Below are 11,953 nucleotides of genomic sequence, written 5' to 3' on the forward strand. Positions count from 1 at the left end.
ATGCCGGGTGCGCCCGCCCGTCCGTGGTTAGGATGCGCTCGGACGGTCACCGGGCGAGAAGGGGTGCGCGAGCGTGCAAGCGGGGGACCTTGAACCGCCTGAGCCGCAGGCCGTTTCCGCACCGTTGACCAGGGCGGCGATCTTCCTGATGGTGCAGGTCGACGCCGGTGCCGAGCAGGTCGCGAAAGACCTTCTCGCCGACCTGGCCGGACTGCAGCGCGCGGTCGGCTTCCGCGCCGCGGGGGCCGGGCTGACCTGCGTCGCCGGGATCTCGTCGGCGGCGTGGGACCGGATCTACGGCGGTCCGCGACCGGCGGAACTGCACGAGCTGCCGGTTTTCTCCGGCGACAAGCACACGAGCGTCCTCACCGCCGAGGCCGACCTGCTGTTCCACCTCCGCGCCGAGCGGCTCGACCTGTGCTTCGAGCTGGAATCGCTGATCATGGACCGGCTGCGCGGTTCGGTGAAGGTGCTCGACGAGGTGCAGGGCTTCCGGTACTTCGACGCGCGCGACGTGCTCGGCTTCGTCGACGGCACGGAGAACCCGACCGGCAACGGCGTCAACCAGGCGGTGCTGGTGGACGACGACGAACCGTTCAACCGCGGCAGCTACGTGGTCGTGCAGAAGTACCTGCACGACATGGCGGCGTGGAACGCGCTCACCACCGAGCAGCAGGAACTGGTGATCGGACGGCGCAAACTGTCCGATGTGGAGATGTCGGACGAGGAAAAGCCCGCCGACGCGCACATCGCGCTCAACGTGATCACCGACGACGAGGGCAACGAACTCGACATCCTGCGCGACAACATGCCGTTCGGCCGTCCGGGGCACGACGAGTTCGGCACCTATTTCATCGGCTACACCAAATCTCCGGCGGTGATCGAGAAAATGCTGGAGAACATGTTCGTCGGGTCGCCGCCGGGCACCTACGACCGGATTCTCGACTTCTCCACGCCTCACACCGGCGCGCTGTTCTACGTGCCGACCGCGGACTTTCTGGAAGATCCGCCGGACGCCCCGCCCGAGCCGGAACCGCCGGCTGCCGCGACGCCCGCCGGGTCGTCGCTGGGCATCGGAAGCCTGCGAAGGAGCACTCGGTCATGAACAACCTGCATCGCGAACTCGCCCCGATCTCCGCCGCCGCGTGGGCGGACCTGGAGGAAGAGGCGAAGCGCACCTTCGCCGAGTTCGCCGCGGCGCGCCGGGTGGTCGACGTCGTCGTCACCGGAGACCCGGCACTCGCCGCGATCGGCACCGGACGCCGCGAGCGTGTCGGCGACAAGTTCGACGGCGTCGCGACGAGCCTGCGCACGGCACAGCGGATCGTGGAACTGCGGGTGCCCTTCACGGTGTCGCGCGAGGAAGTCGATTCGGTCGAGTGGGGCGCGAAAGACGCGGACTGGCAGCCGGTGAAGGACGCCGCGCAGCAGATCGCGTACGCCGAGGACCGGATCGTGGTCGACGGTTTCGCCGAAGCGGGCATCACCGGCATCCGCCCGGCTTCGTCGCTTTCGCCGATCGCCCTGCCGCCGGAAGCCCCGCGCTACCCGAAGGCAATCGGCGACGCGATCGCCGAACTGCGTGACGCGGGCGTGGCCGGTCCGTACACCGTTCTGCTGAGCGACGACGAGTTCACCGCCGCGTACGAGGCGGCGAACCACGGTTATCCGGTGCTGGAACACCTGAAGCAGATCGTGGACGGCGAACTCATCCGCACGCCCGCGATCAGCGGCGCCTGCGTCCTGTCCACCCGCGGCGGCGACTACGAGCTCCACTTCGGACAGGATCTGTCCATCGGGTACTCCAGCCACGACGCGTCCACTGTGGAGCTGTACTTCTACGAGACGCTGACCTTCCTGGTCAACACCGCCGAGGCGGGGATCGGGCTGACCGCCTGAGGCGTTACCTGATCATGCGGTCTTGTTACGCAGCGCGGACATTCGCCGAACCTTCCGGGGATACCCGCTCGCGATAGTTGCGGCGTGCTGCGGAACAAGATCCTGCTCGTGCTGCCCGCGTTCCTCGTCGCCGGGTGCTCCGGTCTCCCGGCGCTCGACGGCGATCCGGACCACGACCCGGCTCAAGGCGGTGCTCCCGAAGGCGTCACGCTGAGGCCGTCCGACACGAGTTACCCGGCCGTCGGAAATCTCGATCCGGCGTTGCGGAAAGCGTTGCAGGAGGCGGCAACGGACGCGCGTCGGCGCAATGTGGACATTCAGATCGCGTCGGGCTGGCGGACGAAGGAGTATCAGCAGAAGCTGCTCGACGCGGGCATCGAAAAGTACGGCAGCCTGGAGAAGGCGCGGAAGTATGTGAACACGCCGGAACAATCGACGCACGTGTCCGGCAAGGCGGTCGACGTCGCCCCCACCCGAGCCGACGACTGGCTCATCCAGCACGGCGCGAAATACGGCCTGTGCCAGGTGTACGCGAACGAGATGTGGCACTTCGAACTGCTGACCACTCCGGGCGGTAAATGCCCGCCCACCCGTACGGACGCCGCCGGTTGACGTCCGTACGGGCGGCTGGGGTCACGGGGCCCAGTAGTTGCCGGACATCACCAGGTAGACCAGCAGTTTGATGGTCTCGCCGTAGTAAGTGTCGTCGTACGGATTGCCCGCCATGTATTTCCACAGCGAATCGGTCCACGCCTGGTCGCCCGCGACCATCGCCGCGACCCCCACCGGATTCGCCGCGACCTCGGACTGGTCACTGGTTTTGGTCGGCGTCCCGTCCAATTTGGTGTGCGGATAAATCTTGGCCGGGTTGGCGCCGGAGTGGCTCTTGTAGCTGGCCGATTCCTTCTTGGCGACCTCGGTCGCGACCTTGCCGCCGTACAGCAGCGCGTCGGTGCCCATGTGCCAAGGCACCCGAACGGAGTTGTAGCCGACGATGTTGTCCGGCTGGTTCTCCAGATGATCCGCGGGCGCGGGCTTCGGGCTGTTGGTGTTCGCGCCGACCACGAAGTCGGACAGCAGATTCGCGTTCGGCGAATACTTGCTGGTGAACTGGGTGATCAGCTGCTCGGTCCGGGTGACGACCTTGTTCCAGTCGTGCGCGGTGTCGTACTTCGCGAACGCCCGCAGGTGGTCGAGCATGAAGTCGGAGGGCCGGGTGTCGTCGTTGCCCGCGTCGTCGGCGATCTTGAGATGCCCGTCGGACGCGACGTCGTACTTGTAGATCTTGGCAAGCCAGTCCTTGGCGGCGGCGCTGTAGCCGCCCCACTGCTTGTCCGCGAGAATCAGCCCGTAGCCGACGTCGAGATCGCCGTCGGTGGCCGAGTCAGGAGTGCCGTCGTCGGCGTACTTGCAGGTCTTGCCGTCGATCACCCACTGGAAGAGCCCCTTGCTGTCCCGGTGGTCCTGGACGAACTTCCACATCCCGTCGAAAATCGTCTTGGCCTGGTCGTCGTAGCCCGCCATCAACGGGACGATGTTCATCCCGTAGCCCTGAGCCTCGGAAACCGTGCCCTTGTTGGGCGCGTCGTCGGTCGCCCAGACGAGGTAACCGCCGCAAGCCTGGCGGAGGTAAGTTTTCTTCCAGGAGTCGTACTGTCTCTTGACCGCGTTGTCCTGCTCAGCCTGACTGACGGAAGGCCGGACACCAGTCTGATAGGTGACGTGCGCCGGAAACGGACGCGCGACGGACGCCGCAGTGGCAGGCCCAGCACCAGCCAACGCAGCAGTAAGCGAAACGGAAGCGGCGGCGAACAACGCCACCTTCCGGGAAGCGGGCATTTTCGGGGTCTCCTTGTTAGTAAACTTTCCTAACTAGGCGGCGTGAGAAAAGCCTGCTGTACCGGGTGTTTGGTGTCAAGATGTCCGGCCCTGAACTCGAAGGTGAACCGGTTCCGTAGCGTTCTGTGAGGGGCTCCTTCACGGCCGCTGATTCCCGTCGCGCCCCGCGGCCGGTCTGTGAGGGGCTCCTTCACGGACCTAGATTCCCTGAAGGAGCCCTTCACGGCTTTTTGGCGTACGTGAGGGTCGCCTGAGGGAATCTGATTCCGTGAGGGTTCCCCTCACGACCCTCGGCTCGGCCGCCGCCCGCTCCGCGCCTGCTCGGGATGCCGCCCCAATGCCACATTGGTTGCGTCAGATGCACCGAACGCCACATTGGGTGCGTCGCATGCACCCAATGCCACATTGGGGCGCTAGCCCCACACGATGAGAAACCGCCGCCGGTGCAGTCAACTGTCGGTGCACCCACACCACCCCCGCACCCCGATACGAAGCTCTCCTGCGGTCTGAGGGTGCTTGTCAAGGCATCTTTCCCGCCTTGACAAGCACCCTCAGACCGTCAGCACAATCAAGCTTCGGGGTGCCCCACCGCAACCCTCATCGAGCGATGTGCGAAGCACGAGCAGTCCCGGCGCTTCCTCCCTGCCCCAACCCAAGACCCATGGAATCATCACCCCCAGCAACACCCCAGCACCAGGGAGCCAGCATGACCACCGGCCGTCCGGCCCAAGCCGAACTCAACAGCGGCGTCCTCCCCGGCAACGTCCGGGCCGACGACTGGATCATGCTCGCCCTGGCAGTCGTCTCCACCGGCATGCTGGCCTGGCTCCTCATCGGCCCGCCCCCGCCCAACATCAGCCAGTGGTTCTTCCTCGCCGACTGCATCATCTGCGGCATCTTCTTCCTGGAACTCCTCCACCGCTGGCGCAAACAAGGCTGGCGCGCCGCCTTCCTGGCCCGCACCTGGTACGAAATCTTCGCGATGATCCCGGTCGCCCACCCGGCCTTCACCGCGAACCATCACGTCATCGGCGTAATCCTGCTGATCATCCGCCTGGGAAGGGCCGCCGACCGCGCGGTGGGGGAGCAGTTCACCTACCGCCTGGTGGACAAACTCTCCGAACCCATAGTCCGCGCCATCAAAAAACCCGTGACCATCGCCGTCCTCGACGAGGTGGTCAAGGTGCTGGAAACCGGGAACTACCCGGAGAACCTCGCCAAGTCCCTGAGCGAAAACAAGACCGAACTCCGCGCCATCATCACCGAAAAGATCTCCGAGGACCCGCAGCTGGGCAGACTGCGCAGGCTGCCGTTCCACGACGAGATCGTCCGCGCCACCGTCGACACGTCCTTCCGGGTCCTGCTGGAAGTCCTTCTGGACCCGCGCATCGACGACTTCTTCTCCTCCGTCGTCCGCGACAACCGCGAGCAGATCCGCCGCGCGGTCGCGCTCGGACTGGCCGATGTGGACGAGTCCCCGGACGAGCAGCTCCTGCGCACCCGCACCCAGCGCACCGCCGCGCACGAGTACGACGCCCAGCATCCGCGGCGTTGATCATCCATTGTGGACATACCTACCGTACGCCGTCGGGTGCGCACTCTCCGTTGCAGCACAGGAGATTCACCGTTGAGGCCGGGCGGCGAACGCGTCAACCGCTGAAAGAGTGCACTGTGGTCGCGCGGCGCGCGCACAGACGCCTGGAGTAGGGTGAGATCTCTCGTTCCGTTGCTGCACAAGGGTTGTGTTGGCGCGAGTACGGGGCGTTCCCGCCGGAGCCGAGGCAGACTGGAGCCGGCGGGGAGGTTGAGCGCGGTTTGGAGTCGTGGACGTGATTGATAGCGGGCAGCAGGTACGCAGGTGTCGCCGGCGGGACTGCACGGAGGATTCCTTGTGGCGCGGACTGTGCTCCGTGCATTGGAACCGCTGGCAGAGCGGCGCGGACGCACTCGAACTTCCAGACGACGACGTTCCCCCGCCGCCCGCGCAGGTCTGGTGGCCGCCGGAGCGTTCGCACGCTCCGCTGAGCAGCCGGGTGCCGGGCTCGTAGCAGCCGTCGGACACGGTCGGCGCGCGCCTCGTTACCGCACGCCACCAGAGAAGTCCGGGCACAGTTTGTGCCCGGACCCGCACGGATCCGGGGAACAAACGCCTTACCGGCGAGAACGCGGGATGTGCGGCTCGTCCGGCGCGGAGAGCATCCGCACCAGCCGAGCCCGCGCCACGCGGTAGAGCAGGTCGCCGTGCTCATCGGGGACGACCCTGCCGTCGAGGTCCCGGCCGGCCGCCCGCACCACCACCTTGATCGCCTCGGCGGGCATCCTGCCCGCGAATTCCCCGGTCAGCCACGTGGTGACCTCGTCAGTCAGCCGGCTTCGCACCGTCATCGGACACTCCAGTCTCCGCTCGCGGGGCCGTTCGGGGCGGCCCCGGCACTGGTCCGACGGCCGCGCCCGGAACCCGTGACGCGAAACCCGAAGAGAAAGTCTTTCCCGGCGGTGCGAATGAACCCGGGAGTAGGTCACCGCAACGCGTTGCGCGCGATCACCTCCGCGTACCACCGTGCGCTGCGCTTCGGCGTGCGCTGCTGAGTGCGGTAATCGACGTGCACGAGGCCGAAGCGTTTCGCGTACCCCTCGGCCCATTCGAAGTTGTCCAGCAGCGACCAGTAGAAGTACCCGCGGAGATCAACTCCGTGGGCCAGAGCGTCGTGCGCGGCCCGCAGATGTGCGTCGAGGAAAGCGATGCGGTCGTCATCGGTGACCTCGCCGTCGCGGATCGGGTCCGGATACGCCGCGCCGTTCTCCGTGACGTACAACGGCACCGGCGGATAGTCCCGATGCACTTGCAACAGGGATTCGGTCAGCCCGCCGGGACGCACCTCCCAGCCGGAATCCGTGCGCGGCGCGGCCGGGTCCGGGACGAAGTGCACCTGGTCGGCTCCCGGCCACTCCCGGCCCGCCGGGATGCTTCCCGGCCGCGCCGATCCGGCCACCCGGTAGCCGCGGTAGTAGTTCACGCCAAGCCAGTCGATCGGCTTGCCGAGCACCGCCTCGTCGCCGTCCTGCACCACGGCGTCGAAGCCGAACCGGGCCAGGTCTTCGCGCAGGTCAGCGGGGTAGCCGCCGCGCAGCAACGGGTCGAGGTACAACCGGTTCTGCAGTCCGTCGATCCGCCGGGCGGCGTCGGCGTCGGCATCGTCGGATGAATCCGCGACGACCGGGTACAGGTTCAGCGTGATCCCGGACGGAGAGCTCGTGTGCTGCCGGAGCACGTCCATCGCCAGCCCGTGTGCCAGCAGCAGGTGATGCGCCGCCGCCACGGCTCCCTCCGGGGACGTCCGGCCGGGCGCGTGAACGCCCGAACCGTAGCCGAGCATCGCCGCGCACCACGGTTCGTTGAGCGTCGACCAGCTGGCCACCCGGTCGCCGAGCCGGGCCGCGATGACCTCGGCGTATTCGGCGAACCGGTACGCGGTGTCGCGCGTGGTCCAGCCGCCGCGATCCTCCAGCGACTGCGGAAGATCCCAGTGATACAGCGTCGCCCACGGCTGGATGCCCGCGGCCAGCAGCCGGTCCACGAGCCGGTCGTAGAAGTCCAGTCCGCGCGGCTCCGGTGTGCCGTGCGGCAGGATTCGCGGCCAGGACAGGGAAAACCGGTACGCGGTGAGCCCGAGCGACTGCATCAGCGCCACGTCGTCGGCGTAGCGGCGGTAGTGGTCGGCCGCCGGGTCGCCGGTGTCGCCGCGGGCCACCGCGCCCGGGCGCGCGGCGAAGGTATCCCAGACGGACGTCTCGCGTCCGTCCACTGTGGTCGATCCTTCGACCTGGAAGGCCGCCGTGGCGGCGCCCCAGACGAACGCGTCCGGGAACGCGAGCACGTCGGGGATCGGCTGTGCGGACATGGTCACCCTTTCACGGCGCCTTGCATGATCCCGGCCACGATCTGGCGGCCGAGCAGGAGGAAGACGATGAGGATCGGAATCGTGGCCAGCGTGGTGCCCGCGAGCACCAGCGAATAGTCGACGTAGTAACCGCTTTGCAGTTTCTCCAGTGCCACCTGCACGGTCGGATTGCCCGCGTCGAGCACCACCAGCGGCCACAGGAAATCGTTCCAGGACGTCATGAACGTGAACATCGCGAGGATCGCGGCGGCCGGGCGGACCGCGGGCAGGCACACGTTCCAGAAGACCCGGATCATGCTGCAGCCGTCCATGCGCGCGGCCTCGATCAGTTCGTACGGCAGAGCGTCCACTGTGTACTGCCGCATCCAGAACACGCCGAACGCGGTGACCAGGTTCGGCACGATCACCGACTGCAGTCCGCCCGCCCAGCCGAGTTTCGACATCGCGATGAACAACGGGATGATGCCGAGCTGGGTTGGCACCGCGAGCGTCACCACGATGAACACGAACAAGCCGTTGCGGCCGCGGAAGCGCAGTTTGGCGAAGGCGAACCCGGCCAGCGACGAGAAGAGCACCGTGGTGAGCGTGACCGTGCCGGACACAATGACGCTGTTGGCCAGCGCCCGCCAGAACGGCACGGTGTCGAACACCCGCGCCGCGTTGGCGAAGAAGTTGCCGCCCGGCAGCAGCGGCGGGATCCGTTCGGTGAGCATTCCGTTGTCGCGGCTGGCGACGAGAAACGACCAGTAGAACGGGAACAGCGAGCCGAGCACGAACACGATCAGCACGCCGTAGGTCGCCCTGCGCGGTTTGCCGAGCCCGGTCATTTTCTCCTCCCCGCGAGCCGTCCGGTGACGAAGTAGTTGACGAGCGCGATCACGATGATGATCAGGAAAAGCACCCAGGCGATCGCGGACGCGTAGCCGAGATTGAAGTTCTCGAAAGCGCTTTGGTACAGATACAGCGTCACCGTCTGGAACTGATGCGTGGAGCCGCCGTTGTTCGACCCGGGCATCGCGTCGAACAGCTTGGGCTCGGTGAAGATCTGCAGCCCGCCGATCGTCGACGTGATGGTGACGAAGATCAGCGTGGGTTTGAGCAGCGGCAGCGTCACGTGGGTGAACCGGCGCACGGTGCCCGCGCCGTCGATCAGCGCGGCCTCGTGCAATTCCTTCGGAATCGCTTGCATGGCAGCGAGAACGATCAGCGCGTTGTACCCGGTCCACCGCCAGTTCACCATGATCGCGATGGCGACATGGCTGGCGAACCGATTGGCCTGCCAGTCCACCGGGGACAGCCCGAACGTCTGGAGCACGCCGTTGACGAGACCGTAGCGCGGCCCGAAAAGGTTCGCGAAAATGATCCCCAGCGCGACCAGGCTCGCCGCGTAGGGCAGCAGGATGCCGACCCGCCAGCCGGTCGCGCCGCGCAACCGGAGACTGAGCACCGCGGCGAGCAGCACCGCGATGATCAGCTGGGGCACGCTGGACAGCAGGAAGATGCTGACCGTGTTTTCCAGCGCGTGCCAGAACTGCGCGTCGGTGAAGAGTTCCTTGAAGTTGTCCAGTCCGATGAAATCGGGATTGTCGTCGCCGGCCTCCCAATGAAACAGCGACACGTAAGCCGTGTACAGCAACGGGAACATGCCCACGATGGCGAACACGATAAAGAACGGTGCCACGTAGAGATAAGGCGAGACCTTGACATCCCAGCGCGCCAGCCGGTCGCGCAGGCCGGGCCGCGGTGCGGCCCGGCCTTCCGGAGCGACCTTGTCGATGACTGTCATCGTCAGCGGGCGAGTTTCTTCGCGCCGTCGACCAGCCGCTGCCAGCCGTCGGCGGCCGAGGCTCCTTGTTCCACCGACTGCAGTGCCGGGCTGGCGACGTTTTCCTGGATCTGACCGTCGTTCGGGCCCTTGTACTGCGGTTTCGCCACCTTCTTCGCCTGCTCGGCGAACAGTTCGCCGATCTTCGCGCCGCCGAAGTACGCGTCGGTGGCGTTCAGCAGCTGCGGGCTTTCCAGTGCCTTCGCCTGGCTCGGGAAGTTGCCCTTGGCCTCGAACGCCTTGATCTGCTGCTCCGGCGCGGTGAGCCAGGCGGCCAGTTCAGCGGCTTCCCGCGGGTGCTTGCTCTGCTTCGGCACGGTCAGATACGAGCCGCCCCAGTTGCCGCCTCCGCCGGGAAACGCCGCGGTGACCGCCCATTTGCCCGCGTTGTCCGGCCCGGCCTGTTCCTTGATCACTCCGAGCATCCACGCCGGGCAGGCCTTTGTCGCGAACGCGCTCTGCTTGAACCCGGAATTCCATTCGTTGCTGAACGCGGTGAGCTTCGCCGATTCGCCCTTCGCGACCGCGTCGGTCACCTTCGCCCAGGCGTCCTTGATGCCCTGGTTGTTCTCCACGGTGAGCTTGTCGTTGGTGTCGAGGTAGCCGACCGGCAGCTGGTTGACCATGGAGTTGAAGTTCTGCGCCGCCGAATCGAACCACGCCTTGCCGGTCTTGGCGGTGTACTGGGCGCCGGCCGCGAAGTAGCTGTCCCACGTGGCGAACAGCGGTTTCACCGCCTGCGGGTCGCTGGGCAGCCCGGCCGCGGCGAGCAGGTCCTTGCGGTAGCACATGGCGAGCGGGCCGATGTCCGTGCCGTAGCCGATGAGCTTGCCGTTCTTGTCTTTGCCCGCGTCGTATTTCCACGAAAGCCACCGGTCCGGCGAAACGCTAGACGGCCCGATCTGGCTCAGGTCGTTGAACTTCGAGGACTTGCTGAGGATGTCCGACAGATGGCCTTCCTCGACGGCCTGCACGTCGGCCAGTCCCGAGCCCGCGGCGAGTTTCGTCATCATGTCCTGGGCGTACGGCCCGCCCTGGCCGGTCTTGCGGTGGGTGATCTTGATGTTCGGGTGCAGCCGCTCGTACTCCGGGATGAGCGCCTCGTAGCCGAACTCCGTGAACGTCGCGAGCGTCAGGTCCACGTGCTCGTTCGGCCCGGCCGCCGCGGGCACGTCGCCGCCGCCACCGCCGCACGCCGCGGCGCTCACCGCGGTCATCGTGATGCCCAGTGCCAGCACCAGGCCCTTCCGGAACGTTGTCACCGTCGTCAACCCCTTGGAAGTCGTTCTGGGAGCGCTCCCAGATGCCGAACGAGTGTGTTGCAGGTAACGAGGGATGTCAAGGCCAGAGTCTCCGGGAGCGCTCCCGGGCGGACCCCGTTAAGCTGACCCGATCGACAGTCAGGGGGTGGGCGGAGTGGTGCCTCGGTCCGAGGACGAGCGGCCGACGCTGGAGGACGTCGCGGCGTTCGCCGGGGTTTCGCGGTCCACCGCGTCGCGGGCGCTGAACGACGACGCGTACGTCAGCGCGCGCTCGCGCGAAAAGGTGCTGGCCGCGGCGCGCGACCTCGGGTATTCGCCGAACCAGGCCGCGCGCTCGCTCGTCACCCGGCGGACCGGCGCGATCGCGGTGGTGCTCTCGGAGCCGGAAGCGCGGCTGCTCGACGACCCGTACCGGACCGCGGTGATGCGCGCGGGCTACCGGGAACTGGCCGACGTGGGCTGTCAGATGGTGCTGCTTTTCAGCGACACCCGGGAGGATCTCGGGCGGACCGTGCGGTTTCTCGAGGGCGGGCACGTCGACGGCGTCCTAGTGTTCGCTCCGCACCGCGCCGATCCGCTGCCCCGGGCGTTGCGGTTGCTGAAGCTGCCCACGGTGTTCGGCGGACCGGCCGCCGATCTGCGCCGGGGCGTGCACCTGGTGGATTTCGACAACGAGGGCGGCGCTCGGCAGGCGGTGACGCACCTGGTGGAGTCCGGCCGTCGCCGGATCGCGACCATCGCGGGCCCGCAGGATCAAGGCGCGCCGATCGACCGGCTCGCCGGCTGGCGCAAGACGCTCTTGGACGCCGGGATCGATCCGTCCGGGCTGGCCGAAGAAGCCGACTTCACCCTGGCTGGCGGCGCGAAAGCGATGGCCACGCTGCTGGAACGGGTGCCCGATCTCGACGCAGTGTTCGTCGGCAGCGACATGATGGCGGTGGGCGCGTTGCGCACGCTGTCGGATGCCGGACGCGACGTGCCCGGCGACGTCGCGGTGGTCAGCTTCGACGACAATGCCGCGCTGGCTCCGGCCATGACCCCGCCGTTGACCTCGGTGCATCAGGATCCGCGCGAGCAGGTCCACGCGATGGTCTCGACGCTGATGCGGCTGCTGGACGGCGAGGACGTCGTGCCGGGCGCGCAGATCCTGCCGGTGTCGCTGGTCGTCCGGGAGTCCAGCGGGTCCAGCTAGCCCGGTTCTTCCGGGACCCCTCCCAGCCGGGTCG

The 11,953-nt window shown here is 67.2% G+C and carries 11 protein-coding genes; 5 read left to right on the forward strand and 6 right to left on the reverse strand.

From position 1 onward, the window contains the following. Window positions 1-73 precede the first annotated feature (73 nt). The 3 genes from EIZ44_RS28885 to EIZ44_RS28895 all read left to right on the forward strand — a co-directional run bounded on the left by EIZ44_RS28885 (window position 74) and on the right by EIZ44_RS28895 (window position 2,511). Window positions 74-1,105: a Dyp-type peroxidase gene (locus EIZ44_RS28885; protein ID WP_037816800.1), complete on the forward strand. Its 1,032-nt coding sequence runs from the start codon at window positions 74-76 to the stop codon at window positions 1,103-1,105. Beyond that, on the forward strand, window positions 1,102-1,899 hold the full coding sequence (locus EIZ44_RS28890; protein WP_037816798.1) for a family 1 encapsulin nanocompartment shell protein: 798 nt from the start codon (window positions 1,102-1,104) through the stop codon (window positions 1,897-1,899). Before EIZ44_RS28885 ends, EIZ44_RS28890 begins: the two co-directional genes overlap by 4 nt. Window positions 1,900-1,983: 84 nt before the next feature. Continuing rightward, the gene (locus EIZ44_RS28895) at window positions 1,984-2,511 is read left to right on the forward strand and encodes a M15 family metallopeptidase (protein ID WP_134732433.1); all 528 of its coding nucleotides are present in this window, start codon (window positions 1,984-1,986) and stop codon (window positions 2,509-2,511) included. A gap of 21 nt (window positions 2,512-2,532) precedes the next feature. Here the strand turns inward: EIZ44_RS28895 and EIZ44_RS28900 are convergent, their stop codons facing one another. Continuing rightward, window positions 2,533-3,738, reverse strand: coding sequence for a glycosyl hydrolase family 8 (locus EIZ44_RS28900; RefSeq protein ID WP_134732435.1), 1,206 nt, complete (start codon window positions 3,736-3,738; stop codon window positions 2,533-2,535). Between the two features lie 706 nt (window positions 3,739-4,444). On the opposite strand from EIZ44_RS28900, the gene EIZ44_RS28905 reads away from it, so the two are divergent. After that, window positions 4,445-5,293, forward strand: a complete 849-nt coding sequence (locus tag EIZ44_RS28905; RefSeq protein WP_134732437.1) for an ion transporter — start codon at window positions 4,445-4,447, stop codon at window positions 5,291-5,293. A gap of 596 nt (window positions 5,294-5,889) precedes the next feature. On the opposite strand, the gene EIZ44_RS28915 is transcribed toward EIZ44_RS28905, so the two are convergent. The 5 genes from EIZ44_RS28915 to EIZ44_RS28935 all read right to left on the reverse strand — a co-directional run bounded on the left by EIZ44_RS28915 (window position 5,890) and on the right by EIZ44_RS28935 (window position 10,682). Further along, window positions 5,890-6,123, reverse strand: a complete 234-nt coding sequence (locus tag EIZ44_RS28915; protein WP_134732439.1) for a hypothetical protein — start codon at window positions 6,121-6,123, stop codon at window positions 5,890-5,892. Between the two features lie 134 nt (window positions 6,124-6,257). After that, window positions 6,258-7,640: a GH1 family beta-glucosidase gene (locus EIZ44_RS28920; RefSeq protein WP_134732441.1), complete on the reverse strand. Its 1,383-nt coding sequence runs from the start codon at window positions 7,638-7,640 to the stop codon at window positions 6,258-6,260. Between the two features lie 2 nt (window positions 7,641-7,642). After that, window positions 7,643-8,467 carry a carbohydrate ABC transporter permease gene (locus EIZ44_RS28925; RefSeq protein ID WP_134667461.1) on the reverse strand — a complete coding sequence of 275 codons (825 nt, stop codon included), beginning with the start codon at window positions 8,465-8,467 and terminating at the stop codon, window positions 7,643-7,645. Continuing rightward, window positions 8,464-9,426, reverse strand: a complete 963-nt coding sequence (locus EIZ44_RS28930; protein ID WP_134732443.1) for a carbohydrate ABC transporter permease — start codon at window positions 9,424-9,426, stop codon at window positions 8,464-8,466. The genes EIZ44_RS28925 and EIZ44_RS28930 overlap by 4 nt, the downstream gene beginning before the upstream one ends. A 2-nt stretch (window positions 9,427-9,428) precedes the next feature. Then, window positions 9,429-10,682, reverse strand: coding sequence for an ABC transporter substrate-binding protein (locus EIZ44_RS28935; protein WP_439098626.1), 1,254 nt, complete (start codon window positions 10,680-10,682; stop codon window positions 9,429-9,431). A gap of 199 nt (window positions 10,683-10,881) precedes the next feature. Between EIZ44_RS28935 and EIZ44_RS28940 the strand changes: the two genes are divergently transcribed. Continuing rightward, on the forward strand, window positions 10,882-11,919 hold the full coding sequence (locus tag EIZ44_RS28940; RefSeq protein ID WP_167754312.1) for a LacI family DNA-binding transcriptional regulator: 1,038 nt from the start codon (window positions 10,882-10,884) through the stop codon (window positions 11,917-11,919). Window positions 11,920-11,953 lie beyond the last annotated feature (34 nt).

Source organism: Amycolatopsis nivea (genome assembly GCF_004522235.1).
Taxonomy (GTDB): Bacteria; Actinomycetota; Actinomycetes; order Mycobacteriales; family Pseudonocardiaceae; genus Amycolatopsis; species Amycolatopsis nivea.